Here is a 25,385-nt window from a genome sequence, read left to right on the forward strand (position 1 = left end):
CGGTGGGTCAGTGTGTCAGTTGGTTAATTCATCAATCAAGCAGTGATACCATAAAAAATCACCCACAAGCAGCTATGGCTCATGAGTGATGGTCATCTTAACAGATAAAAGCGAAAGTCGGCTTAATGATCAATCGCACCACCTGCACCGCGTGGGTAACGGACACCTTCGACCAACTCTTGAATCTCTCTTGGAGGCGCTTTGGTAGCGTAAGAGACTGCAAAGGCAACCGCAAAGTTCAATAGCGCGCCAATCGCGCCGAATGACAGTGGCGAGACACCAAGAATCCAGTATTCAGCCGTGTCAGGTAGGTTGGCCGTACCAGCGATAAAGAACCAGCCTTTGTACATAAAGATATAGACCAAGGTGGTAAATAGGCCTGTGAGCATACCGGCAATCGCGCCGACATTATTGATGCGTTTTGAGAAAATACCCATCATCAAGGCAGGGAAGAGCGACGCCCCTGCGATACCAAAGGCCAGTGCTACCACCTGAGCGGCAAAGCCTGGTGGGTTCATACCCAACCATGTGGCGATCAAAATCGCGACACCCATCGAGATACGCGCCGCCATCAGCTCGCCTTTATCCGTGATATTGGGGTTAAAGTGACCTTTGATCAAATCATGACTAATGGCTGATGAGATGGCGAGCAGTAGACCTGCGGCGGTTGATAGTGCCGCGGCCAGACCACCTGCTGCGATCAGACCAACCACCCATGGTGGTAGCTGCGCAATCTCTGGGTTTGCCAATACTAAGATATCGTTATTGACATCTAGCTCGTTACCTGCCCAGCCTGCATCAGCAAAGCGGCCTTCAGCTTCAAGATCGTGTAAGACGCGAGCGGCGTCAACCGCCGTGGTAGCTGCGCCAACATCACCACCTTCGGTTTCGGCATTGGTTAAAGCCAGCTCCGCTGCGCCAAGGCCACTATCGTTATACATCTGAATGCGGCCATCGCCGTTTAGATCGTTATATTTGATTAGACCTGTTTGCTCCCATGTACGCATCCAATCTGGACGTTGGTCATACTCGAGCGCAGGCTCATTCACGCCTTGTGGGTAGATGGTATCAAGTAAGTTCAAACGTGCCATAGAGCCTACCGCAGGCGCAGTGAAGTAGAGCAGGGCAATAAAGACCAATGCCCAACCCGCTGACCAGCGCGCATCGGCCACTTTGGGTACGGTAAAAAAGCGAATGATGACGTGCGGCAAGCCTGCTGTACCAATCATCAATGACAACGTAAACAGCACCATATTTAGCTTATTGGGCACATCAGCGGTATACGAGGCAAAGCCTAAATCTGTCACCACTTGATCAAGTTTGGTCAATAGCGGTAAGCCTGATTCTGTATGAGTTGAGAACATACCAAACCCAGGGATCGGGTTGCCCGTCAATTCAAGCGAGATAAAGACCGCAGGAATGGTATAGGCGATAATTAACACCACATACTGCGCCACCTGCGTATAGGTAATCCCTTTCATACCGCCAAGTACCGCGTAAAAGAACACCACAAATGCTGCAATAATCAAACCTGTGTTGTTATCGACTTCCAAAAAGCGCGAAAATGCCACGCCTGCACCCGTCATCTGACCGATAACATAGGTGGTTGACGCAATAATCAAACAAGCAACTGCCACCATGGCTGCGGTCTTAGAGTAAAAACGGTCCCCAATAAAATCAGGAACCGTAAATTTACCAAACTTGCGCAAGTAAGGTGCCAGTAGCATGGCCAGTAGCACATAGCCACCTGTCCAGCCCATCAAATAAGAAGACGCACCGTAGCCGCCTGCCGCGAGTAGACCTGCCATAGAAATAAATGACGCTGCACTCATCCAGTCTGCGCCTGTTGCCATACCATTGAGTACGGGGTGTACACCGCCACCTGCCACATAAAAATCGCTGGTCGACCCTGCACGCGCCCAAATCGCAATCCCAAAATATAGCGCGAAAGACAGCCCCACAAAGATAATATTAATTACAAATTGACTCATAAGGCTATTCCTCGTCTAGGCCATATTGTTTATCCAACTTATTCATACGCCACGCGTAAAAAAAGATGATGATAATAAAGATCGCAATAGAGCCTTGCTGCGCAAACCAAAAGCCCAGATCAGTACCGCCAATGGCGATGCCCGCCAATAAAGGCCGTAGCAAAATAGCAAAACCATAGGAACACAGCGCCCAAACGACTAGGCAACCTAAAATCAGCCGCACATTGGCACGCCAATATCCAGAGGGATCATCATGGTTTTTCATAGGACAACTCCTTTTGTCTTACATAAAACAGGGTGAGTGGTTGGCGATAGCCATTCAATGATGATGTGTACCAATACTTTGTTAATAACACCCAATCTGATTGTAGAAGCTATTAACGGTATATAGATTAGATACAAACCAAGCGATCAAATGGCTGATCAAACCAACAGGTGGATAACGGTTGTTATATTTTTAGCACACTTGTGGTGACTAAAAACAGTAGATAGACAAACGATTACAGGTCGTACATGGTCATTATTACGCGTAAGCATGCGGTGATTGGCCAGTCAGTGCTTAACGCTATTGCCATCATCATGAAAAAAAGAGGGAGTGGTGCCGAAGAGAGACAATCCGCTGTCTTTTTTAACTCTTGTCTTCTTGACAAAAGAGAGTATGGCTCGTTCACATGGTGGTTATATCACCATGATGGTTATGGTAGAACGTCATTGGGTAATGATCCAAATGTGTACGCCATAATAGGGTTATATCGATACTATAAGCATCAATCATCTAAACCCTATTGGGAATATATACAAAATCTCAGTAATTCACAATAAGTATATTTCACAAGCTTTTTGTAACAAAATATATATGAATACAACTACTCAGTATCAAACAGGTAATGTTTTACTCACAGTAAATATCGGATATATGGACAGTTATACGTCAATTTTGTTAAATCCACAACCTTCATGGGGATTTAAAATGCTAAAAAATATGGCTGATTGCTAATATTTTTTATCTCAATAATGATTTTGTCCTCATATGGATTCGAGTATAACGGTAATCGGACATTGTAGGCAAATTATTACTAATATCGTATTTTTAATTGAAATAAAGGTGATATCCACTATTTAGTAAAACAAAAGTTAATTATTGCGTATGGATACAAATGAATACGGTTATAAAATGGCAGCAATAAATTGAATGTATAGATTTTATGGTTCATAGAATAGGTAAAAAAAGATATAAGCTGAACGAAATAGCCGCGCTTTAGTCAAAATACCGCCACTTATCGCTAGACTGTACTTCAGCGATGGCCTTCGTCTTTGTGCAGCGAACAATAACCATCAAGCAGCCATCATGATGTTTTTAAGACATGGCTCACTGTAGCCAACTCTCAGCAGCGATTGTACTGATTATAAAATCAGCTTATAGAACGGAAAACCATCTTTAATCCTGACAGCTGTGTGAAGCCGAAAGACGAGGCCAATCGTCATGTTTGGATGGATTAAATTCTACTCTCAGAGAGTTTAGAGTTATAAGTAGTAGGTCAACATATAGTCGAACCACTATTAAAGCGTTACAGCGTTAGACTCGTTTAGCCTACTACTGTAGTACTTGCACTCGTCTGCCTTGTACCACTTTCAATATTGATTGACTATAGTCTGCTTAAACGAAAAAACCGCTCTTCTCTTTATACAGAGAAGAGCGGTTTTTATTGATCTTTATGATGTTACATCATCTTTTACATGTTTGGATAGTTAGGGCCACCGCCACCTTCTGGGGTTACCCACGTGATGTTCTGTGATGGGTCCTTGATGTCACATGTTTTACAATGCACGCAGTTCTGCGCATTGATGACGAATTTGGCGCCTTCAGCATCTTTGACCACTTCATATACACCCGCTGGACAATACAAGCGTGCAGGCTCAGCATAGAGCGGTAAGTTGATAGAGATAGGCACGGTTGGATCAGTCAGCTTCAGATGCGTTGGTTGATCCTCTGCATGGTTGGTATTTGAGATGAATACCGATGACAATTTATCAAACACCAGCTTGCCATCAGGCTTGAGATAAGTCGGCTGATAAGCATGGTTGGCGCGCTCTAACTGATCGTAATCTGGTACATTATCATGCAAGGTCAGTGGCATTTTGCCTTTTAATAAGTTGTGCTCGATAAAGGTGAAAGCACCGCCCATAAACAGACCCATGCGGTGGATTGCAGGAGAGAAGTTGCGTGCCTCATAGTTGTCTTGATAGAGCCATGATTCTTTGTACATGGTGCTATAAGCCACTACTTCGTCATGCTGACGCTCTGCCTGTAGCGCCTCAAAGATCGCTTCGGCGGCGAGCATGCCTGACTTCATCGAGGTATGGGTGCCTTTGATTTTTGCGGGGTTCAAGAAACCAGCATCATCACCCACCAACACACCGCCTGGGAATGTGAATTTTGGTAATGAGTTAAGCCCGCCTTTAGTCAAAGCACGTGCGCCATAAGAAATACGCTTACCACCTTCTAAAACACGCTTGATAACAGGATGGGTCTTCAAGCGCTGCATCTCATCAAATGGCGACATGTAAGGGTTGTGATAAGACAGATCCGCTACTAAGCCAAAGCTCACTTGGTTGTTTTCATCGAAGTACAACCACCATCCGCCAGTTGAGCCGGTTTCAGTTAATGGCCAGCCAAGACCGTGCATGACCACGCCTTGCTCATGCTTGTCAGGCTCGACTTCCCACAGCTCTTTTAGACCGATACCATAATGCTGAGGATCGGAGTCTTTATCTAGATCAAAACGACTGATTAAGCGTTTGCCCAAGTGTCCACGGCTGCCTTCGGCAAAAATAGTGTATTTGGCCAGCAGCTCATAGCCAGGCTCGAAGCTTGGCTTGGCTTCGCCATTGGCAGCCACACCCATATCACCAGTCAAAATCCCTTTTACCGAACCATCGTCATTGTATAAGATGTCATCGGCAGGGAATCCTGGGAACATCATCACTTCAAGCTCTTCTGCCTGTACAGCCAACCAACGAACCACATTGCCTAATGAGACAATGTAGTTACCGTCATTATGCATTGGGCCTGGAATCAATGAGTGCGGTACTTGAGTTGAACGTGTGGCAGAGTTTAGATAATAAAACCGATCTTCCGTCGCTGGTACGTTAAGCGGTGCGCCTTTTTCTTTCCAGTCTGGAATCAGCTCGTTTAGAGCGCGTGGCTCGATGACTGCACCAGACAACGTATGGGCACCAAACTCAGAGCCTTTTTCGACCACACACACCATAAATTCATCGTTACCGGCTTCAATAGCGAGCTGACGTAAACGAATAGCCGCAGAGAGACCTGCAGGTCCACCACCAACGATGATGACATCGAACTCCATGGACTCACGCTCGATCTCAGGTTCCGGCTCTACGACTGGCGCTGCCGTCTCTGTTACTACTGGTGCGTCAGCGTCTACAGTAGTGCTGTCTACAACTGGCGCTTGATTGTCTTGCTCTTGCATACCTACTCCTAAACTTTAGTGGCTTATCTCAGGGCATCATTAGCGTAACAACCGAATAATAGATTTGCGGCGCTAACGTCACTCAGACATATGGCTGCCCGATAAAAATGTGTCATCAATACAAAATCCACTTGACCATTTCAATAAAAAATCGTTACTCATTATAAAAGAAAAGTCCTACAAACACGATACGCATTTATGAGCAACGGTGTTAAGGTTATATTGAAACAATAAGGGTGTTTAGATGATAAAGCTTCATCATACCCGAAACGAAAATTTATAGTAATAATAGATTTGCCAAACTTTGAATACTAGATAAAGGATTGTGCGATGAATAATGATAACAATTATACTGATGGGAATAACGGAAATAATTTGGAAGCCCCAGTCAATAAGACCTCCAGTCTAAATAATATGAATGCCCTCAGCCAATATCTCAAATCAACCGATGCCACTCGTGAAGGGAGGGCAATACCGCCGCTTGATAAATGGTATCCAGAAAATATTGCCGATATGGATCTGGTGATAAAAGCAAATGGCGAGTGGTGGCATGAGGGTGGGAAAATGACCAGACAGTCACTCGTCAATCTCTTTGCAACCATCTTGTGGAAAGAAGAGAACGACGGTGTAACCGAATATTTTTTGAAAACTCCTGTGCAAAAAATTCGTATTCAAGTAGAAGATGTGCCATTGCTGATCAATGATGTCGGTATCGTAAAAGAAAATGAGGTGAGCTGGTTGGAGTTTGTGACCACCACCGGTGACGTGGTGCGCTTGGACGATGAGCATCCCATTAGCTTACAAGCATATCAGCCTGATAATGCCGCAGCCCGTATAGATGAGTCGCAAGTACGTCCTTATATGCCAGTAAGAAATGGTCTGAACGCGCTGATTGGACGAAATACCTTTTATCATTTGACGGAGATTGGTGAACTAACAGAGCATGATGGTAAGACGATGTTGACCTTACAAAGCGGTGGAAAGTCTTACTCTATGACTATGCCAGACCGTTAAACGTTAATACATCAACAGCAGCATTTATAGATTATGACAATAAAATCCATTTCATCAGTGGAGATGTCATAATACAAGAAACGCAGATATCTCTGATTGAGTAGAAATCAGAGATAATATAGAGATGATGATATGTATCTAAAAATGGCGGTGAAGTAACGATGGCGAGTGCTGCAAATCAGATGACAACAAGTCAAGCAAATATAGAACAAACAAATATTTTGGATAGTCATGTGCTGTCAAACACTGCTATTAACAATACTGGCATGAATGCAATGGTTATCGATGCAACCAGCACTGATGATGCCCAACGTGCTCCGATAGGACTATTCGATTCGGGGATTGGCGGCTTATCGGTTTATTTGCATTTAGCCCAGCAACTACCTAATGAGCGCTATATATATTACGCTGATACCTTAAATGTCCCTTATGGCAACCGCGAGAGCGATGATATCGAGTCGCTCACGCTAAAAGCCGTTGAATGGCTGCATAAGCAAGGCTGTAAGCTGATTGTGATCGCTTGTAATAGCGCATCAGCTTATGCCCTAGATACAGCGAGACGCTCTTATCCGAATATGCCTATTGTAGGTCTAGTACCAGCGTTAAAGCCTGCGATATTGGCAAGCAACAGCGGTCATGTCGCGGTATTGGCCACGAAAGCGACGCTCAATGGCCGGCTGCTTAATGACGTTATTACCAATTTTGCCAATCCAAATGGTACGGTGGTGACAAAATATTTTGATCCACAGCTGGTACCTTGGGTTGAGGCTGGCATGCCATTACAAGATGAGACCGCGCAGCGCTTGCGCCAACAAATACAAGTATTTGCAAATGAAGGAATTGATCATCTCGTGCTAGGCTGTACACATTATCCATTTTTTAAATCGTTTTTATTAGACGAAATTGCGCAGCAGCAGTTGGCCATACAGGTGGTTGACTCTGGGCAAGCCATCGCTGAACGAGTCAAGCAACTTTTGAGCGAAAGTAAACTCGCCACGGCTTTTTTGGACAAGACAAGTATTCATAATCTGAATACAATCGATATGACAAATGTTGATATTAGACAGCCATTAACTTTCCATGCGACTAAATATAGTGATAGACTAAGCGCTTTGATTGAGCGTTTACTTGGTCAAGAGACTATACTGCAATACTATTCTGAGTAATGGTTAGCAAAGATATTTATGCAAAAACCTTTATTGCAGCATGGATGTGGTTAAAATACGTCGAATGTATTTTCGCAAGACTGTGCGAGTTGATACAAAACAAGATATTTTTGCTCTATTTCGTTCTATTCCCTTTTATGCCGCAACCTAAGCTCAGAGGTAATCGTGCCACATCGCCGCTATCACATTCATGTTATATGTGCTGATAATGATCAATTATTGGTCTTGGACAGCGTAGCGATATTTTTTCAAGTACGGGCGTTTTTGACTTATGACGTGTCTAGTAAGTTGCCAAAAGCTTCGCTATATGGTCGACAATGTATTGATTCTTGTGATTATGCATTGATGATCATTGGAGACAGTTACGGAGCCGTACAAAAGACAGGCGTGAGCCAAATGCATTTGAGTTACCTGAATGCCAAAGCTAAAGCCAAGCCCCTACTGATTTTCATCAAAAATCACTACCAAGAAACGGGTGTCAGTCGCCAATTACAAGAACTGATTAAACTCGTCTCTAGGCAAGAAAATCAGATTTATTACTATGATACAGAGGACGATATCGAAGCGTTACTCGTACAAGCCTACTACAGCGCAGTAGCCAGTCATAAAGTGAGAGGTGGCTGGGTGAGAGCGACTGAGGAGATGATTAAATTTAGTCGACAAACGGTCGCCGAAAGACTTGCTGATCTCTTATCTAAGAATACTAATACTAATACTAATACCAAGAAAGAACGTTCTGTTGATGAGGGTTTTGCGGCTGACAATGTTAGCAAACCAATTGTATTGACACAAACGTTTGATGTGCAATATAGTGCTCAAGCTTATGAAGGTGGTAACTTGAAGGATGTTACCAGAGAAGTAATATTATCTTGGCAAGAAGTATTAATCACCTTAATGAAAATACCGTCTACATTTTCGAGCTACGGGCTACAAAATGCCATTAATCGTCTGATCGCGCCAAAAGCTGAGATAGATATCAAAAACGATATGCCAAACGTTCACGCTGTCTCACGCTGCCAAATCTCTCAAGATGATCTCAATAACCTACAACGTCAGCTAGTAAGCGCCAACTGGATACAATTAACAACCTACGGTACACGTTTGTCACAAGAGCTTTGGAAGCTTACTTTTCATGCCAGAAGCCTACTAGAAAATGAAGATTCTCAAACGTCTGAATAAGATCCATCCTCATGACTGCTACCCTTTAATATCATCAAAAATTCTCTGCAGAAATGCTCACGGTGACCATGACTACGTTTTGTAATACAAAGCATACGCGGCAATGGTTGTGAATCGACTCAAGACTCGTGATAATAATAGCCATCAGATACGAGAATTTGTGTCAGAATTAAAAATACATAAAACGTACTACACTATTGATCGATTAAGGAGAGCACACAATGAGTAACGCTAAAAATGACGAGTTATTAAGAGAGCTTGATGGTCTAGAGAAAAACATGCATGACGCTGATCAATTTCATACACTAGAAGAACAAGTGGCAGATATGAAACGTCGCGGTATCGACCCTAGCCAAGCCTACAAAGATTTGGATAGAAAAGCAGAAGATGAAGACTGGGGTGATGCGACTTGGAAAGAAAATGGCAAGTGGGAGCCAAAAACGGCTGCTGATCTAGATGATAACGCTCGTGAAAACTGGGACGGTGACAACGGTAAGCCAAACCCGCCACCCATTGTCTAAATCTTTCTTTAAATATCGATGTGATAGGTGAAGGTCTTCACTAGGCACCAAACATAAAAAAGCCACGCTAATTTGAACTGCCCCCCATAAGTTGGACACAACTTATGGGGTATTTTTATGCGCTACGATCTAGACTTTAAGCTTGAAGTCATCGCATACTATATGCAAGGACATACTGGTCGTGCTACAGCTGAGGAATTTAACCTAGATAATAAGATAGTTATCAAATGGGTTAAGCAATATCAAAGCGGTGGTATTGAAGCTATCAAACCAAAGACCAGCAAAGCTTACTATAGTCACGAGTTTAAACACAAAGTCATTACAACGATGCTTAGCCAAGGCTTAAGTCAATTGGAAGTTGCTTTAAGGTATAACATCAGCTCACCGGCGCTTATTAGTCACTGGCATAAAGCGTATCGACTAGAAGGCATATCTGGACTCATCTCCAAACCTAAAGGTAGAACCGTCATGAGCAAACCCTTCATTACAGACAAACCAGAGGATGAAAAAAGCTTAGCAGAATTGAAGCGTGAGAATGAGTACTTACGTGCAGAGGTTGCCTACCTAAAAAAGCTCGATGCCTTGCTCAAAGCGGAGGAAAAAGCAGGCAAAAAGCAAGGCTCATCGAAGGACTAAGAGAGCGCTGCTGTTTATCTGACTTACTTAAAGCCGCTGGTATGCCTAAAAGCGTCTTTTACTATCATAGAGAAAAGCTTGGTGATAAAGATAAACATGCTGACTTAAAACAGCGTATTACTAAGCTGTATCACCAGCATAAAGGCAGGTACGGCTATCGTAGAATAACGGCAGCGCTAAAGCAGTTAGGTAGCCATTACAATCACAAGCTCATCGCTAAGCTTATGCGTCATTTAAACTTAAGTGCACGGATTCGACGACAAAGATATCGCTCTTATAAAGGTGTACAAGGCAAAATTGCAAAGAATTATTTAAAGCGTCAGTTTCATGCAGATAGACCAAACACACGCTGGCTCACTGATATTACTGAGTTTAAGGTAGGTGATCATAAGCTATATTTATCACCGATACTCGATTGTTATAACAATGAGATCATCAGCTATACGCTCTCAAAGAGACCTACCTATGATTTGGTTAGCAAGATGCTAGATAAGGCGTTAGATAAGATAGATACGCACCAGAACAACCGTTTAATGCTGCATTCAGATCAAGGCTGGCATTATCAGATGAGACCGTTCAGTAAGGCGCTTAAACAGCACGGTATTAAGCAAAGCATGAGCAGAAAAGGCAACTGCTTGGATAATGCGCTGATGGAGGGGTTCTTTGGTACGCTGAAGTGCGAGACGATTTATATTGAGAAACCAAAATCGATTGAGCAGTTAGAACAACAGATTCATGAGTATATGCATTATTACAATAATGAGCGTATTCAACTCAAACTAAAAGGACTGAGCCCTGTGCAGTACAGAACTCAGTCCTTGGTATAAACTAAACCGTCCAAGTTTCGGGGGTCAGTTCAATTATAGCGTGGCTTTTTTAATGATTTACGGTAGGACTATTCGTTACATTATTATGACCCTTCGTCAATGCGAACTAGCTTGAGCGTCCCATCGGCACTAGCAACACGGCGATAGCGCGTATTAGTAGAAGTTGAAGGACTTATCAATGGTTTAGAAGAATAGCTATTAGGCGTAGTGGTCTGCTGCTCAATTAGCTGCCCCATACGATCAGCAGGCGCAGGGCTCAAAGGTCGGCTATTTGCTGGCTGACCGTACTGCCCTTGAGTTGGCGATGCGTTACCAATGATGGCCCGATAGAACTTTTGGCCTGCGCGTCCATCTGCTGGGAAAATGCCACGACTGGTCTGATATTGCTGGATAGCGGTACGGGTATTGTCCCCAATGATGCCATCAACACCACCAATATCATAGCCTGCATTTAATAAGGCTTGCTGAATATCTTTTGCTTGTTGACGACTGATACCAGGATCGTCTGTTGGCCAAGCAGTGATAAAGTCTGATTTGCTACTGTCTTCGCGAGTAATCAAATCTGATAAATGGGCGATAGCCAAAGCATAGTTTTCTGAAGCATTATACGAGTAGAACGTATCAAAGTTTTTACCAACCAAAAACGCAGGACCATCGACACCAGCTGGTAGCAATAAACCCGCACTACTCAAGTCATAAGGCAGCGGACTACCGTTAGCCAGCGTTAGACCTTGATTGCGCCAATGGCTGATAGATTTTTTGTCTTTACGGTTGGAAGCCGCCCAAAATCCATCAGGTAGTTTGACTTCATAACCCCAAGGCTCGCCCGTACGATAACCACGTTTGTCTAAAAAATTTGCAGTAGAGGCGAGCGCATCAGGCACACTATTAACAAGGTCACGACGTCCATCACCATCACCGTCTACTGCTAGCTCTAAGAAGGTACTAGGCATAAACTGCGTTTGCCCAAACGCACCTGCCCATGAGCCTGTCATATCATTGGGCGCGATATCACCATTTTGTACGATTTTTAGGGCATTGGCATACTCACCTTGAAAGTAGCTTTGACGACGATCAAAACAAGACAATGTCGCTAACGATTCAAACAATGGCTTTTTGCCCAGCGTCTGACCAAAGTTAGATTCTACGCCCCATACGCCAAGCACATGCTCCGCTTTTACGCCATAGCGCGATTCGATTTGGCGCAGCGTGTCACGCCACTGGCGCTTGGCACGGATACCATCTTCGACACGCTCTTTGTCTACTAGCGCTGAGAGATAATCCCAGACATCTTTTTGAAACTCTGGCTGATAGTTGAGTGACTGAATGACACTAGGATCAGGCTGGCTTGGACGATAGTTGTTAAAGGTATAGCTACTGACACCGCGAAACTTGCTCGAATTTTTTAGGCCATCCAAGCATTGCTGAAATTCACTATTGGACAGATCTGGAGCGGGCGGCTGAGCTGCTTGGGCAGTGCTCGCAAGGCTAATGCCAACTGCAACACTAAGCAATGAAAAGGTAGAAAAAGGAGTCAAACGCATGAAAACATCCTATAAACGTTAAGTTGGTTGCTAAGAGACAAAAATCAAAAGGCTAAAAGTGGTATCAAGGTAGAGTAACCAATCTAAACAGTAAAGAAAAGCTGTCGAAGTACTAAGATTATGAATGGTTACGATAAATTGACGATGGCGTGAGGTTGGGAGAGTATTTTGTTGAGCTAAAAGTTCAAAGTGTCAGACAGCATTTAAATTTCAGAGATTTTTTAGCAAATAGAACCTATCTACTTAGCTAGCAAATTATCCAACTCTTTAATAAAGCCATGAATCCGCGCCGCATTTTTACCCAAGTTTGCTGCGCAAACCAATTCTTTGTTGCTTATTTCAATAGCCAAATATGCTCTGTGACTTTTAGATTAGGTGCAGACCCTATAGAAGAAGGCTCGCTTGCTAGCTTACAGATCTGATAGTGACTGCCATAATACTGCTGCACTTGCTCATGATTGATAGAGAACGGCGGCCCATCTTTTTTACTTTGATCGTAATTAAGCGTTATTAGCAATTGTGGCGCATTGTCGCTAACTTTACGTATCTGTTCGCTATAGTCGGGACGCATATCAGCTGGCAGAGCGATCAAAGCTGCTTTATCATATATCGCATCGATAGTACCTAGATCTGTAGAGGTCAAGGCAAAGATATCAGCAGCCCAGAGTGTAATAGTTCGCTGCTCATCACCATCTACCAGCTGACCTTGGTAGCATTTAATATCTGGATTTTCTACATGCTGAGAGACAATAGGTTGGATATTTTGTTCAGCAAAGAATGCTTGTACGGCTGTCTCAACCAACTCAACGCCCACCACATCATACCCTTGTGCCGCGAGCCAAACCATATCGATAGATTTGCCGCAAAGAGGCACAAAGATGCGACTACCCGTGGATAAGTCTAATTGGTCAAAGTAATTGACTAATAACGGATTAACATCTGACTGATTAAATCCGATACGCTTTTCTTGCCAGCGTTTGTGCCAAAATTCGGGATTCATAATTTACGCCTATCTATAGGTATTTGTTGATAACTTTATAATAACGTCTTATTTGAAAATGCTGAACACAATAAAAAGCCAAACACCTATTTTATAAGCATTTGGCTGTTAGCAAGCAGGATTTGTTAATCAATCGTTTAGCTCGTCATATATTGACTAAATTCTTTACGCAATTTAGCAAGCTTTGGTGGTATGGCAAAATTGCAATAAGCCTGTCCTGGATTTCTGTTAAAGAAGTCTTGATGCGCCTCTTCTGCGCGGTAAAATTCAACGGCAGGATGTACTTCTGTGACGACATTGATGCCCATGTCACGCAGCTTATTAATGGTGCGGTCGACCGTTGGTTTCTGATCTTCCTCGGTATAAAAGACCACGCTGCGATACTGACTGCCAACGTCATTGCCTTGACGATCCATCGTTGTGGGATCATGCGTGGCAAAAAATACGTCGAGGATGACTTCCAACGGGACGGTCGTCTCATCAAATTCGACTTTAATGACTTCGACATGTCCAGTGTCACCACCGCATACGGCTTCATAATTGGCTGATACTGCATCGCCGCCCATATAGCCTGAAACGACAGACTGCACGCCTTTTACGGATAAAAAGACAGCCTCGGTGCACCAAAAGCAGCCACCGCCTAATACGATTGTTTGCATAATTTTTTCCTATTTTTATAAATATAAAATCATCGTTGTTTGCCTAGGTGTGATCTATCAAACAATGTCGTTTAGCTTAGCAGGGCATCTGGTGGCGATAAGTAACAAACAGTAATGTTATAATGGGCTTTTGCTACGTGTGGTATGACCGCAGCGCTGATAAAAACGGTGCGGTTTGCCCATCATTTTATTTGAATAATGAGTGTGACCATGAGCCAGCCAACGCCCGATACTGCCCCAGCCATCCAGCATGATACGCTATTTACCACACCGCTGGACAAAGCGGCGCGTTTTTCTTTTGATGAGCAAGTGGTGGCTTGTTTCCCCGATATGATTCGCCGTAGCGTACCCGGTTATGGTCAGGTATTGGCCATGCTGCCCATATTTGCCCGTCGTCACTGCAAGTATCGTCAGAAAAAGGGCAGCGGTCAGCGCGTGAGCCGCGTGTATGATTTGGGCTGCTCGCTTGGTGCCGCCAGTATGACGCTGGCTGGTGAGTTTGATCCGCAAGACTTGCAGATTAAGGCGATTGATATCTCCCCTGCGATGACGACCGAAGCCACGACGTTATTGAGTGACAATTATCCTGAGCACGATATCGAAGTCATTACTGCAGACATTCGCGACGTTGAGCTTGAGCCATGCGACATGGTGATTTTAAACCTAACGCTACAGTTTTTACCAGCAGCCGATAGAGTCGCAGTATTAGAAAAAATCTATGCGGCCTTGAGCGAAGGCGGCATACTGGTATTAACCGAAAAAACTCATGCCTTTGATGAGCAGTATGATGCGTGGTTGGTTGAGCGTTATTATGACTTTAAGCGTGCCAATGGCTATACCGAAATGGAAATCAGTGGCAAGCGTAATGCATTAGAAAACGTGCTGATTACCGATACGCTAGATGAGCATCATGCACGGTTAGATCAGGTTGGCTTTAAACGTCATCTGACGTGGTTTCAGTTTTTAAATTTTGTCTCTATTGTGGCGTTTAAATAATCCTTACTTTTAACACAGTTATTTCTTCATCATTACGGTAATCTGCTTCTATGCTAAACGACACAATTACGCACGCCGAACGCGAACTATATTTAACCCTATTAGAGCTGGCTCAGCAGCAGCCGAGCGCTTATGAGTGGCTGACGCGACTGCCAACATGGTTAAATGACATCAAGGACAAAGCTAACTACGCACATGCGCCTGCTTATCAAGCGTCAGTCGCTCGTTTACCACAATTGGCTGTCAATCACGTCGATCTCAACAGCGATATATTGACGATTGAGGCAAGTCTAAATGAGTCTCAGCGCAAACAAACAACGGCGTTATTAAAGCAGTTGATGCCGTGGCGTAAAGGCCCATTTCAGATTGGCGGTCAAATCGGCGATGATGAGTCAGGTATTAAGATCGATACCGAGTGGCATAGTGATTGGAAATGGCAACGTGTTGCGCCGCATTTAAGTAGGCTTGATGGTCGGCGTGTATTGGATGTGGGCGGAGGTTCTGGCTATCACGGTTGGCGTATGGCAGGGGCTGGCGCGGACACGGTCATTATTATTGATCCGTCATGCTTGTTTTACCATCAGTTTATGGCGATTCGTCATTTTGTCGGTAGCGCGGATGCCCATACTCATAATACAGGCCGTTACCGTACGCATTATATTCCTGTGCCGCTCGAGGCCTTGCCAGAGCATAGCCAACTGTTTGACACCGTATTTAGCATGGGTGTGCTCTATCATCGCCAGTCACCGTTCGAGCATTTACAACAGTTGAAAGGGCAGTTGGTCAAAGGCGGTGAGCTAGTGCTTGAGACGTTAGTTATCGAAGGCGATGCCAATACAGTCCTAGTACCGCACGACCGCTACGCGCAGATGAATAACGTGTATTTTTTACCATCGGTCGCCGCATTGATAGGTTGGCTAGAAAAAGCAGGTTTCTCAGAAGTGCGTTGTGTCGATGTGGCTGTCACCTCAATGAAGGAACAACGAAAAACCGAATGGATGACCTATCATTCGTTAGCAGACTTCTTAGATCCTAATGACTCAACTAAGACCATCGAAGGATATCCTGCACCCATGCGTGCGACTTTGATTGCGAAAAAGTAGCAAGACTTTTATTGTAGCTACCATCAGCTTGCTATCGCTACCTGCTCTCGCAGGATACGGGACACCATCCAAAGATTCAGGTTTTGTACAAGACGACTGGCAAGTGGTTTGTGATAATACGCGTACTTGCCGAGTGGCAGGCTACTCAAGTGACGCCTCAATAGATAAGCCTGTTTCAGTGCTATTCACCGTATCGCCAAAAGTAGCGCTGCCAAAGGCACAAATTCAGTTGGCATCAAAAGTATCCAAAGATAAGGCTGAGCTGTGGTTAAATAATAAAAACTATGGGACATTGCAGCCCGCTGGAAGTGACGCTGCATTATATGATCTATCTGCTAAGCAAACACAAGCAATTATCGATAAGGCTCGATAAGAAATATTTGGGATTTAATGACGAAAAATGACTGATTATATCAGCCATTTTTTGAAAGCGACTTCCATGACTATTTTAAGGATGAAACCAACAGAGCCTGCGCCAAGGGCCAAAAAGATCCAAAAGGTACCTGCGCGCCCAGCATCAGAAGTTTTAGAGATATCCCACATGATAAAGAATAAGAAAGCGATGAATATCGGCAGTAAGACGTACAAGCCCCAACTGGTGACCGTACTGGCAGCAATAGCAAACATAGCGTAATCCTATAGGGTAATAACGCGTCTTCTATGGCGTAAAAGCGTCATAGAAGCGCAATATAAACCATCATTATAACGTGTAAGCGGTTGGGTATAAACGACTGCCCAGTATCGGGCAACAGGAACGCTACAATTGACAAAGTCATTCGCTCATTGATTTTATATTATTTATACCAGATTTATTTTACTAAGCATCAGCAAACGAGCGAACAAAATTTATATTAATCCCAATTATCAATATTAGTTGTCATAACGGTAAGATTTTAGGGCTAATTTTGGCGCAAATGGTGCAATAAAGCGCAAAGATTGTTATATTTACAGATTACTTATCTTTTTGCATTATTTTATCCCTGCAATGTCGGTCGGCACTATAATAAGCAGTTATCGACTGCTCGCATTCGCACCGTTTTTGTTGTTTATTTAATTGAGTTCAAATCCCTATGTCACAAGCCCAAATTGATACGCTTGCATCCCTATTCAATGATGCCATTCAAACCCTACAAGCAGATGGTACGCTACCAAGCGACTGGCAGAACAACAGCCAAATCACGCGTACGAAAGATTTAAGCCACGGTGATTTTGCCAGCAATATCGCACTGACGGCGGCCAAAGCGGCCAAGGCCAATCCACGCCAACTTGCCGAAAAAATCGTCAATGCACTCCCTGAGAATCAAGACATTCGCCAAGTAGAAATCGCCGGTCCTGGGTTTATCAACGTATTTTTAAACTCAGAGGCTAAGTTTGCGGTATTGGACGATATTTTTACTCAGCAAGATCGTTTTGGTCTGAGTAATCAGTTTGATGGTCAAAAGGTACAAGTCGAGTTTGTCTCTGCCAATCCGACCTCAAGCCTGCATGTCGGTCACGGACGCGGTGCAGCGTTTGGTATGAGCGTATCAAACTTACTAGAAGCCATCGGTTACGACGTCACTCGCGAGTATTATGTCAATGATGCGGGTCGTCAGATGGATATTTTGGCGACCAGTACCTATTTGCGTTATTTGGCGCTAAATGGTGAGCAAATCACGTTCCCAATCAACGGCTACCAAGGCGATTATGTCAGTGATATCGCACAGACATTAAAAACGCAGCATGGTGACAGCTACGTTCATCGTTTTGCCGATGTTGCCAAAGACGTACCAGAAGACGCAAAGTTTGAGATCAATGCGGATGGCGAAAAAACGCTCATTTCAGGTGACAAAGAAGCGCATATTGATGGCTTGATTGCGGGTAGCAAAGCCTTGCTTGGTGACAGCTATGCGCTGTTTTTAAATGCCGCCTTGAGCAGTATTTTGGCCGATATCAAAGACGATTTGAATGACTTTGGTGTGAGCTACGAGTGCTGGTTCAGTGAAAGATCGATTGATAGCGAGATTGAGCCTGTCCTACAAATACTCGATGACAAAGGTTACTTGTACGAAAAAGACGGCAACATCTGGTTCAAATCGACCGATTTTGGTGATGAAAAAGACCGCGTGGTTCGCCGTGCTAATGGTCAGTCGACGTATTTTGCCTCGGATATTGCTTATCATAAAAACAAGTTTGATCGCGGTTTTGACAAAGTGATTAACGTTTGGGGCGCCGACCACCATGGTTATGTGCCACGCGTAAAAGCGGCGCTGCTCGCGTTGGGGATTGATGCTGAACGTCTTGATGTCGTGCTCGTACAGTTTGTGGCATTGTGGCGCGGCAGTGAAAAAGTACAAATGTCTTCACGCTCAGGTCAGTTCGTTACTTTGCGTGATTTACGTGCAGAAGTCGGCAATGATGCGGCGCGTTTTTACTATGTCGCGCGTAAGCCTGAAGTACACATTGACTTTGATTTAGAGCTTGCCAAATCACAAAGCAAAGACAATCAAGTGTATTATATTCAGTATGCGCATGCGCGCGTTTGCCGTGTATTAGAAAAACTGGCAACCTACGATTTGGCAGTAGATGATGCTGTTGGTTTGGCACATCAAGATTTGCTTAATGCGCCCAATGAAGACGAGTTGATTAAACTGTTAGCTGGTTATCCAGCGACACTATTACGTGCAGCGACTGGCTACGAGCCGCATGTCTTGACTAACTACTTAAAAGAGCTTGCTGCATTGTTCCATGGTTGGTATGACACCAATCGCATTTTGCCTGTCAGTCTCACGACAGGTGAAACACCAAGCTCAGATGAGATGGCATTGATGCAAGCACGTTTGCGCTTGTCCAAAGCAGTTAGACAGGTCTTGGCGAACGGCCTTGGTCTGCTTGGTTTGTCAGCACCTTCTGCTATGTAGTCATTTTCTAACATGTGACATGAGTATAGACAGCCAATAGCATTAATTCGATGATGACCGTTAAATTCAGTAGGGAGAACGAGATCCATGCTAGCCAAAAAACCGAAAGGCGCAACAGAAAAGCGCAAATCAAGTAGCGTATCGGGCTTATTGTGGATGTTTGTTGGGGCGGTATTGACCCTTATGATCGGGGTATTTATCTACCTTTCACCATTATTCAACTTTAGTCCCGCTGATGGTAGCGCCGAGAACGATCCTGACAGGCAGGTGCAGCCGCGCGTAGATACTGATACCGATAATGGCGATTATGAATTCTACGATATTTTGCCCAATCAAGAGATGGCAACCATTCCTGATGAAGATATCGCTGAGATTGATAACGATCAGATAGGAGATATTGGCGCGTTTGAGCCGGATGTCGTCGTGACCCAGCCGGATAGTACGGCAGCTAATGGTATAGATAATGCTGGTAGCTTTGGTAATGTGGAAAGTCCTGCAGGCGAGACCAGTGGCGGTAGTAATACTGCTGCGGGCGACGATATTGTTGTTGTTGAAGAGGACGCAACTTATGATGGCACGCCACCTGCTAACACCAGCAACTCTGCGACCCGTAACAACAATGCAGGAGCAGGTACGGCAAGTATTCAAGCGGCCAAACCTGCTGCGACCTATATTTTGCAGATCAATAGCTTTAGTGATGCAGATGAAGCAGATCGTCGCCGCGCCCAAGTATTGATGGCAGGCGTGGATGCCAGAGTAGTCAAAAATACGACAGGTAATGGCTTACCTATCTATCAGGTAATCTCGCGTCCGTTAAGTAACCGTCAGGCAGTGACAACAGCACAGCAGCGCCTACAAAATAACGGTATTGACTCTATTATCGTTGAACAGCGTCGTTAGTCCAAGCGCTATATATAATAATCGGTATATATAAGAAGTATTTGTGATCATAAAAAAGCGTCGTCATGACGCTTTTTTTATCTCTTTAATTTATTAAGCACTCTATCATCTTTTCTCCTTAATCAAAATATTCATAAAGAGTATGGTTATGACAGCATCTCCCTCAGCAGTACCGCAAGCAGGCGTTATCAAAGCATTCTTTCAAAAGTACTTTATCAATGCCTTTACGGGCATGGCGTTAGGGCTATTTGTCACACTAATTGCTGGCTTGATTATCTCGCAAATCGGTGGCTGGTTGAATTTGCCCGCATTAATCGCCGTGGGTAAGCTTGCGTCAATATTGATGGGGGCGGGCATTGGGGTAGGTATCGCTTATTATTTAAAAGCGCCAACACTCGTGAGGCTTAGCTGCCTTGTAGCAGGTATGTTGGGTGCGCATTCTGAAGCACTAATGGCAGGAACGCTATTCATACCACAAGAGGGTGGCCCTGCGACCTTTGTAGCACTGCCAGGCAACCCAATCGGCGCTTATCTGACGTCTGTATTCGCTTATCGCGCTGGTACGTGGATCGCAGGCAAGACCAAGCTCGATATTTTATTAGTGCCCTTAGCAGTGTGTGGTATCGCGCTATTGGTCTGTGCGCTGCTCAATCCGCCTGTTGTTGCGGCAGTTAATGCGATTGGGCAAGGGATTCACGCGGCAACTGAGCTACAGCCATTGCTGATGGGTATCGTGATTGCAGTCGTCGTTGGTATCTTATTGACGCTACCGACATCGAGCGCTGCCATTTGTATTGCGATTGGCCTTGGTGGTTTGGCGGGCGGTGCCGCAGTTGTTGGCTGTGCCGCGCATATGATTGGTTTTGCCGTGGCCAGTTTTAAGGATAATGGATTTAGTGGCGTGATATCTCAAGGATTGGGAACCAGCATGCTGCAAATCCCTAATGTGCTAAAAAAACCTATCGTTTTGCTGCCTGCCGTTATTGCGAGCGCGATCGTTGGCCCTATCGCGACTGTCGGATTTGGCTTGGCTTGTACGGCGACAGGGGCGGGCATGGGTACCGCTGGTCTGGTTGGTGTGTTCGGCGTTATTGAAGCATCACAAGAAATCATGAGTACGACCCAATTATGGACAGCGATTGTCCTTCTGATGTTTGTATTGCCTGCAGTGATTGCAGGTTTGGTCGCTTACATCATGCGCCGTATGGGCTGGCTAGTCGCTGGTGATATGAAGCTGCCCTAAAAACGGTTAAAAATTTGTATTCGTGACCATACAACAAAAAAGCCCTGCTGTTCAAAAACAGTAGGGCTTTTTTATTTAAGGAGCGTCAGTTAGTTATGGTGCGGTACTTGTTTTATCACTACGCTTGTTATTGCGTCTTGGTTTTAGTTTACGCGATAACTGAGTGATGTCGTTTATAACTTCACTATAATGTGATGGGAATACCCGCTGAATGGCATCAACCATTTTGGCATCATTCCCAATTAAGCAGCGCTGCTGATTGGTCGCAGCGGCATGTAAAATAATCCAAGCTGCTTCGCTGGCATCAAATTTCAACAGTTTATTAAAGCTTTTAATGGCTTTATCACCAGTAGGCATACCGACCGTACTGGTACTATCATTGCCACGTGCGCTATTGGCAATATTGGTTTTGATACCGCCTGGATGGATACAGGTCGCTGATACACCGCAATTCTGAATGTTAAGCTCTTGACGCAGGCTTTCTGTAAAGCCGCGTACCGCAAACTTACTGGCATTATAAGCAGAATATGAAGGCTGAGCGGTCAAACCAAACAAGCTGGAGATATTGATCACATGACCATGTTCTTTAAACTGGCGGGGTTGATCGTTTTGATTATCACTCGTCACCTCGCTTTGTTTGACACTGTTTTTGATGAGTGGCAAAAACGCTTTGGTGCCATAAACCACGCCCCAAAAATTGATATCCATCACCCATTCAAGCTCCTCAATACTAGCGCCCTCTATCGTCGAAGAGAAGGCCACGCCTGCATTGTTAAAGATGAAATTGACTTTGCCATGGTCGCGCATCACGCTATCCGCCCACGCTTGCATAGCGTCATTGTCTGATACATCAAGTACAGTCATGGTGACCTTAACATCATAACCAACCAGCATCTCTTTGGTTCGTGTCAGTTGTTCTACATTGATGTCTGATAGCGCCACATGACAGCCCATTTTTGCTAAGTGAAGCGCAAGCTCGCGTCCCATCCCAGAACCTGCGCCAGTAATGGCGGCGACATGATTTTGGTAATAAGGTGCAATATCATTATCTTGTTCGCTGGGTGTATAAAAGGGCAGGTGCTGGCGTAATGAGGACGCCATCGTGGTTATATTGTTAAGCATAATAAACAGTCCTTTGTATTATTAAGAGTGAGTATTCATAGGTGCCATAGACGTTGGAAAACAGCAGTAGAATAAAAGTCGCAATAGACTATCTACATTAGCATGATTAATCATGAGGTCTACTTGCGATTGATAAATACTGCTATCATTTTGTAATGAGGAGCGTCAATTATCTCTAAAGCACTATACTGTTAAGTGTTCTTGGAATATAAAGGTTAATCAAATTTTTGATAAATAATTTAGGCGATCGATAGACATAAAAAAGCGCCGTGGCTTATAAGGCCAGACGCTTTTTTTGAATACCTCATTACTAATAATGAGCCATCTAAGTCGCATTATGCATTAAGCAATTTTAGGTATTTTACCTTCATTGATGACTTCTGCATCAACCATCACGGTCTTGGCATTTTCCATAGAAGGTAGCTCATACATGGTCTCAAGCAGGGCGTTTTCTACGATAGAACGTAGACCGCGCGCGCCAGTTTTACGCTCCATTGCTTTTTTGGCGATGGCATCAAGTGCTTCATCTGTAAAGCTGATCTCAGCACCTTCCATATCGAACAAGTACTTGTACTGTTTGACCAGTGCGTTCTTAGGTTCGGTAAGGATTTGGACTAAGGCTTCTTCATCAAGCTCTTTGAGCGCTGCAAGCACAGGCAGACGACCGATGAGCTCAGGAATCAAACCAAACTTGATCAAATCTTCTGGCTCAACTTCTTGTAGCAAGTCTGAGCTACGACGGCTGTCGTCTTTTGAGCTAACATCTGCGTTAAAGCCGATACCACCTTTTTCGGTACGTTGCTGAATGACTTTATCAAGTCCTGCAAACGCGCCGCCGACGATGATTAGGATGTTACTGGTATCGACTTGGATCAGCTCTTGCTGTGGATGCTTACGACCACCGTGCGGCGGAATCGCAGCAACGGTGCCTTCGATCAGCTTTAGCAGCGCTTGCTGCACGCCTTCGCCCGATACATCACGGGTAATCGATGGGTTATCACCTTTTTTGCTAATTTTGTCGATTTCATCAATATAGATGATGCCTTGTTCCGCTTTGGCCACATCGTAGTCAGACGCTTGTAGTAGCTTTTGCACGATGTTCTCAACGTCTTCACCGACATACCCTGCTTCGGTCAAGGTGGTGGCATCGGCCATTGCAAATGGCACATCAAGCAGACGAGCCAAGGTTTGCGCCAGCAAGGTCTTACCAGAACCCGTTGGGCCAATCAGCAAAATGTTACTTTTTGCCAATTCTACCATCGCGTCATCAGCACCGATTTTGGCTTTTTTGCTGTTATTGGCAAGTGTCTGGCTGACTTTTAGACGTTTGTAATGGTTATATACCGCGACCGATAACGCTTTTTTGGCAGCGTCCTGACCGATGACATACTCATCAAGCTTGGCACGCAGCTCTTTTGGGGTAGGTAGCTTTTTGTTGACCCATGAGGTATCTACGTCGCTGTCGTCATCGCTGTGTTCTGCACTGTCTGCGATTAGATCAGTACATAGCTCGATACATTCATTGCAGATATTGGCGTCATCAGCAGCAATCAGCTGCTGTACATCACTTTTGGCTTTACCACAAAACGAACAATGCGGGGTGTTATCTTCTGCCATAAAAGGCGCTCCTAAAGTTTAAAACTGGTTAGTCTATTTGCGACATATCGATGGTTGTATTGGTTGAACGCTCATACCTGCTTACGATCTATCAGGTATGAGCGGCATATTGATTTACCATACAAACAGACTATAACTATTCTTATGATGGCGCACTCGTTTGAGAGGCGTAGCGCTTATTTGAGATTACAAAGATTCAGGACGGCGCTCTAATACTTCATCAACCAAACCGTACTCTTTGGCTTCCTCAGCATCTAACCAAAAATCGCGCTCGACGTCTTTTTCGATTTTTTCGAGTGGCTGGCCGGTGCGCTCAGCCAAAATGCGGTTTAGGCGATCACGGATTTTGAGGATTTCACGAGCATTAATCTCGATATCAGTCGCTTGGCCTTGCGCGCCGCCTGATGGCTGGTGAATCATCACGCGAGCATTGGCGAGTGAGTAGCGCTTACCTTTTTGACCCGCGGCCAACAAGAATGAGCCCATGCTATAAGCACCGCCCATACAGATGGTGGATACTTCAGGTTTGATAAAGTTCATGGTATCAAAGATTGCCAAGCCTGCACTTACTGAGCCACCTGGTGAATTGATATACAAATGAATGTCTTTGTCAGGGTTTTCAGCTTCTAGAAATAGCAGCTGTGCGACGATTAGATTGGCCATATGGTCTTCGACTTGGCCTGTCAAAAAGATCACACGCTCACGCAATAGGCGTGAAAAAATATCAAACGAGCGTTCACCGCGTGAAGACTGCTCAACCACCATTGGTACTAGCGCCGCTTGGGTGGTTTGTACTTCTTTGTGAGCGCTCATTAGCATATCAAAATGTGGGTTAGCAGTGATGCGTTCATAATCTGTCATAGAAAAGTCCTATCGATAAAGGGATAAAATAAAAAACAGTTAAAATGGTTTTATTGTCTGGTATGTTTTGTGCTAATGGGTAGTTTATAGGGGGACTACGCCCACTATTCAAGCCTATAAAACCCGTTTGTACATAAAATAGGTGAAAAAGTGAGTCCGCTATATTTTTATATATAAGTTGAAAGAATATCCAAAAAAGGCAGATTCTATCTGCAAATCAGGCGTATCCCACAGAAACTTACCCCGATATGGATATCATAGAGCAGTGTCTCACCATACTTTTAACATAGAATACCTGATTAACTGCCTTGCAATCTACCTATCTTACTATTCAATTGTGCAAATGTGGGTTGTCAAAAGAATCCTTAAGCGCATTTACTCATAGTTATTCTTATAAGTAGAAAGTGCGGCCTGACATAGTGTGTTAATAGTCCAAGTTTGAATGCTAAAAAATGGTGCATATTAACGAAAAACGCCACAATTTGGTGCAAACCGTTATTTATCTAATAGTTATCAGCGGTAAAAGGCTGATTAAAAAATAGCTAAACCAGCTTTGTCATGTTAGTAAGAAAAAATATACAGTCAAAACCAAAGTAAAATCATTATGTTGGG

General features: G+C 44.2%; 22 protein-coding genes. 12 read left to right on the top strand and 10 right to left on the bottom strand.

Annotated elements, in window-relative coordinates; genetic code table 11:
* Positions 1-122: 122 nt before the first annotated feature.
* From AOT82_RS10015 to AOT82_RS10030, 3 genes are all read right to left on the bottom strand, one after another.
* Complete coding sequence (locus tag AOT82_RS10015) at positions 123-1,991, bottom strand: sodium:solute symporter family protein (RefSeq protein ID WP_071002864.1); 1,869 nt, start codon at positions 1,989-1,991, stop codon at positions 123-125.
* A 4-nt stretch (positions 1,992-1,995) separates the two neighbouring features.
* Positions 1,996-2,256 (bottom strand): DUF4212 domain-containing protein, encoded by a 261-nt coding sequence (locus tag AOT82_RS10020; protein WP_071002865.1) that lies wholly within the window; start codon positions 2,254-2,256, stop codon positions 1,996-1,998.
* 1,468 nt (positions 2,257-3,724) lie between these two features.
* On the bottom strand, positions 3,725-5,362 hold the full coding sequence (locus AOT82_RS10030) for an electron transfer flavoprotein-ubiquinone oxidoreductase (protein ID WP_071003749.1): 1,638 nt from the start codon (positions 5,360-5,362) through the stop codon (positions 3,725-3,727).
* 537 nt (positions 5,363-5,899) lie between these two features.
* Between AOT82_RS10030 and AOT82_RS10035 the strand changes: the two genes are divergently transcribed.
* From AOT82_RS10035 to AOT82_RS10060, 6 genes are all read left to right on the top strand, one after another.
* Positions 5,900-6,499, top strand: a complete 600-nt coding sequence (locus AOT82_RS10035) for a DUF1285 domain-containing protein (RefSeq protein ID WP_442965717.1) — start codon at positions 5,900-5,902, stop codon at positions 6,497-6,499.
* Between the two features lie 275 nt (positions 6,500-6,774).
* Positions 6,775-7,665: a glutamate racemase gene (gene murI / locus AOT82_RS10040; RefSeq protein ID WP_442965718.1), complete on the top strand. Its 891-nt coding sequence runs from the start codon at positions 6,775-6,777 to the stop codon at positions 7,663-7,665.
* Positions 7,666-7,830: 165 nt separating this feature from the next.
* On the top strand, positions 7,831-8,844 hold the full coding sequence (locus tag AOT82_RS10045; protein ID WP_071002868.1) for a DUF4062 domain-containing protein: 1,014 nt from the start codon (positions 7,831-7,833) through the stop codon (positions 8,842-8,844).
* Between the two features lie 221 nt (positions 8,845-9,065).
* Complete coding sequence (locus AOT82_RS10050) at positions 9,066-9,365, top strand: hypothetical protein (protein WP_058024783.1); 300 nt, start codon at positions 9,066-9,068, stop codon at positions 9,363-9,365.
* A 117-nt stretch (positions 9,366-9,482) separates the two neighbouring features.
* Positions 9,483-10,001 (top strand): helix-turn-helix domain-containing protein, encoded by a 519-nt coding sequence (locus AOT82_RS10055; RefSeq protein ID WP_071001283.1) that lies wholly within the window; start codon positions 9,483-9,485, stop codon positions 9,999-10,001.
* Complete coding sequence (locus AOT82_RS10060; RefSeq protein WP_227517198.1) at positions 9,989-10,828, top strand: IS3 family transposase; 840 nt, start codon at positions 9,989-9,991, stop codon at positions 10,826-10,828. The genes AOT82_RS10055 and AOT82_RS10060 overlap by 13 nt, the downstream gene beginning before the upstream one ends.
* An 83-nt stretch (positions 10,829-10,911) precedes the next feature.
* On the opposite strand, the gene AOT82_RS10065 is transcribed toward AOT82_RS10060, so the two are convergent.
* The 3 genes from AOT82_RS10065 to msrA form a co-directional block, all read right to left on the bottom strand.
* Positions 10,912-12,372: a lytic murein transglycosylase gene (locus AOT82_RS10065; protein WP_071002869.1), complete on the bottom strand. Its 1,461-nt coding sequence runs from the start codon at positions 12,370-12,372 to the stop codon at positions 10,912-10,914.
* 334 nt (positions 12,373-12,706) lie between these two features.
* Positions 12,707-13,372 (bottom strand): thiopurine S-methyltransferase, encoded by a 666-nt coding sequence (gene tmpT / locus AOT82_RS10070; protein ID WP_071002870.1) that lies wholly within the window; start codon positions 13,370-13,372, stop codon positions 12,707-12,709.
* Between the two features lie 137 nt (positions 13,373-13,509).
* The gene (gene msrA / locus AOT82_RS10075; RefSeq protein WP_071002871.1) at positions 13,510-14,031 is read right to left on the bottom strand and encodes a peptide-methionine (S)-S-oxide reductase MsrA; all 522 of its coding nucleotides are present in this window, start codon (positions 14,029-14,031) and stop codon (positions 13,510-13,512) included.
* Positions 14,032-14,241: 210 nt separating this feature from the next.
* Between msrA and cmoA the strand changes: the two genes are divergently transcribed.
* From cmoA to AOT82_RS10090, 3 genes are read left to right on the top strand one after another with little or no spacing between them, the layout of a single operon-like run.
* On the top strand, positions 14,242-15,027 hold the full coding sequence (gene cmoA / locus AOT82_RS10080) for a carboxy-S-adenosyl-L-methionine synthase CmoA (protein ID WP_071002872.1): 786 nt from the start codon (positions 14,242-14,244) through the stop codon (positions 15,025-15,027).
* Between the two features lie 50 nt (positions 15,028-15,077).
* Positions 15,078-16,130: a tRNA 5-methoxyuridine(34)/uridine 5-oxyacetic acid(34) synthase CmoB gene (gene cmoB, locus AOT82_RS10085; RefSeq protein WP_071002873.1), complete on the top strand. Its 1,053-nt coding sequence runs from the start codon at positions 15,078-15,080 to the stop codon at positions 16,128-16,130.
* Positions 16,117-16,503 (top strand): DUF1176 domain-containing protein, encoded by a 387-nt coding sequence (locus AOT82_RS10090; protein WP_071002874.1) that lies wholly within the window; start codon positions 16,117-16,119, stop codon positions 16,501-16,503. The genes cmoB and AOT82_RS10090 overlap by 14 nt, the downstream gene beginning before the upstream one ends.
* 35 nt (positions 16,504-16,538) lie before the next feature.
* Here AOT82_RS10090 and AOT82_RS10095 read toward each other — a convergent pair whose 3' ends face one another.
* The gene (locus tag AOT82_RS10095) at positions 16,539-16,757 is read right to left on the bottom strand and encodes a DUF2788 domain-containing protein (protein WP_071002875.1); all 219 of its coding nucleotides are present in this window, start codon (positions 16,755-16,757) and stop codon (positions 16,539-16,541) included.
* Between the two features lie 443 nt (positions 16,758-17,200).
* Between AOT82_RS10095 and argS the strand changes: the two genes are divergently transcribed.
* The 3 genes from argS to AOT82_RS10110 all read left to right on the top strand — a co-directional run bounded on the left by argS (position 17,201) and on the right by AOT82_RS10110 (position 21,173).
* Positions 17,201-19,030 (top strand): arginine--tRNA ligase, encoded by a 1,830-nt coding sequence (gene argS, locus AOT82_RS10100; protein WP_071002876.1) that lies wholly within the window; start codon positions 17,201-17,203, stop codon positions 19,028-19,030.
* A gap of 87 nt (positions 19,031-19,117) precedes the next feature.
* Complete coding sequence (locus AOT82_RS10105; RefSeq protein WP_071002877.1) at positions 19,118-19,930, top strand: SPOR domain-containing protein; 813 nt, start codon at positions 19,118-19,120, stop codon at positions 19,928-19,930.
* Between the two features lie 148 nt (positions 19,931-20,078).
* Complete coding sequence (locus AOT82_RS10110; protein WP_071002878.1) at positions 20,079-21,173, top strand: PTS transporter subunit IIC; 1,095 nt, start codon at positions 20,079-20,081, stop codon at positions 21,171-21,173.
* A gap of 93 nt (positions 21,174-21,266) precedes the next feature.
* Here the strand turns inward: AOT82_RS10110 and AOT82_RS10115 are convergent, their stop codons facing one another.
* The 3 genes from AOT82_RS10115 to clpP form a co-directional block, all read right to left on the bottom strand.
* On the bottom strand, positions 21,267-22,295 hold the full coding sequence (locus tag AOT82_RS10115; RefSeq protein ID WP_083328923.1) for an SDR family NAD(P)-dependent oxidoreductase: 1,029 nt from the start codon (positions 22,293-22,295) through the stop codon (positions 21,267-21,269).
* Between the two features lie 342 nt (positions 22,296-22,637).
* Positions 22,638-23,912 carry an ATP-dependent protease ATP-binding subunit ClpX gene (gene clpX / locus AOT82_RS10120; RefSeq protein WP_071002879.1) on the bottom strand — a complete coding sequence of 425 codons (1,275 nt, stop codon included), beginning with the start codon at positions 23,910-23,912 and terminating at the stop codon, positions 22,638-22,640.
* Between the two features lie 186 nt (positions 23,913-24,098).
* The gene (clpP, locus tag AOT82_RS10125; protein WP_212564481.1) at positions 24,099-24,725 is read right to left on the bottom strand and encodes an ATP-dependent Clp endopeptidase proteolytic subunit ClpP; all 627 of its coding nucleotides are present in this window, start codon (positions 24,723-24,725) and stop codon (positions 24,099-24,101) included.
* Between the last annotated feature and the right edge of the window lie 660 nt (positions 24,726-25,385).

It is taken from the genome of Psychrobacter sp. AntiMn-1 (assembly GCF_001854065.1).
GTDB classification, from domain to species: domain Bacteria; phylum Pseudomonadota; class Gammaproteobacteria; order Pseudomonadales; family Moraxellaceae; genus Psychrobacter; species Psychrobacter pacificensis.

Bases quoted from the DNA above. Each gene is read 5' to 3' on its own strand.
- clpP (WP_212564481.1), bottom strand. From the start codon at position 24,725: ATGAGCGCTCACAAAGAAGTACAAACCACCCAAGCGGCGCTAGTACCA.
- msrA (WP_071002871.1), bottom strand. From the start codon at position 14,031: ATGCAAACAATCGTATTAGGCGGTGGCTGCTTTTGGTGCACCGAGGCT.
- AOT82_RS10030 (WP_071003749.1), bottom strand. From the start codon at position 5,362: ATGGAGTTCGATGTCATCATCGTTGGTGGTGGACCTGCAGGTCTCTCT.
- tmpT (WP_071002870.1), bottom strand. From the start codon at position 13,372: ATGAATCCCGAATTTTGGCACAAACGCTGGCAAGAAAAGCGTATCGGA.
- cmoB (WP_071002873.1), top strand. From the start codon at position 15,078: ATGCTAAACGACACAATTACGCACGCCGAACGCGAACTATATTTAACC.
- cmoA (WP_071002872.1), top strand. From the start codon at position 14,242: ATGAGCCAGCCAACGCCCGATACTGCCCCAGCCATCCAGCATGATACG.
- clpX (WP_071002879.1), bottom strand. From the start codon at position 23,912: ATGGCAGAAGATAACACCCCGCATTGTTCGTTTTGTGGTAAAGCCAAA.
- AOT82_RS10065 (WP_071002869.1), bottom strand. From the start codon at position 12,372: ATGCGTTTGACTCCTTTTTCTACCTTTTCATTGCTTAGTGTTGCAGTT.
- AOT82_RS10055 (WP_071001283.1), top strand. From the start codon at position 9,483: ATGCGCTACGATCTAGACTTTAAGCTTGAAGTCATCGCATACTATATG.
- AOT82_RS10015 (WP_071002864.1), bottom strand. From the start codon at position 1,991: ATGAGTCAATTTGTAATTAATATTATCTTTGTGGGGCTGTCTTTCGCG.
- AOT82_RS10095 (WP_071002875.1), bottom strand. From the start codon at position 16,757: ATGTTTGCTATTGCTGCCAGTACGGTCACCAGTTGGGGCTTGTACGTC.
- AOT82_RS10110 (WP_071002878.1), top strand. From the start codon at position 20,079: ATGACAGCATCTCCCTCAGCAGTACCGCAAGCAGGCGTTATCAAAGCA.
- AOT82_RS10105 (WP_071002877.1), top strand. From the start codon at position 19,118: ATGCTAGCCAAAAAACCGAAAGGCGCAACAGAAAAGCGCAAATCAAGT.
- AOT82_RS10035 (WP_442965717.1), top strand. From the start codon at position 5,900: ATGAATGCCCTCAGCCAATATCTCAAATCAACCGATGCCACTCGTGAA.
- AOT82_RS10020 (WP_071002865.1), bottom strand. From the start codon at position 2,256: ATGAAAAACCATGATGATCCCTCTGGATATTGGCGTGCCAATGTGCGG.
- AOT82_RS10050 (WP_058024783.1), top strand. From the start codon at position 9,066: ATGAGTAACGCTAAAAATGACGAGTTATTAAGAGAGCTTGATGGTCTA.
- AOT82_RS10115 (WP_083328923.1), bottom strand. From the start codon at position 22,295: ATGCTTAACAATATAACCACGATGGCGTCCTCATTACGCCAGCACCTG.
- murI (WP_442965718.1), top strand. From the start codon at position 6,775: ATGGTTATCGATGCAACCAGCACTGATGATGCCCAACGTGCTCCGATA.
- argS (WP_071002876.1), top strand. From the start codon at position 17,201: ATGTCACAAGCCCAAATTGATACGCTTGCATCCCTATTCAATGATGCC.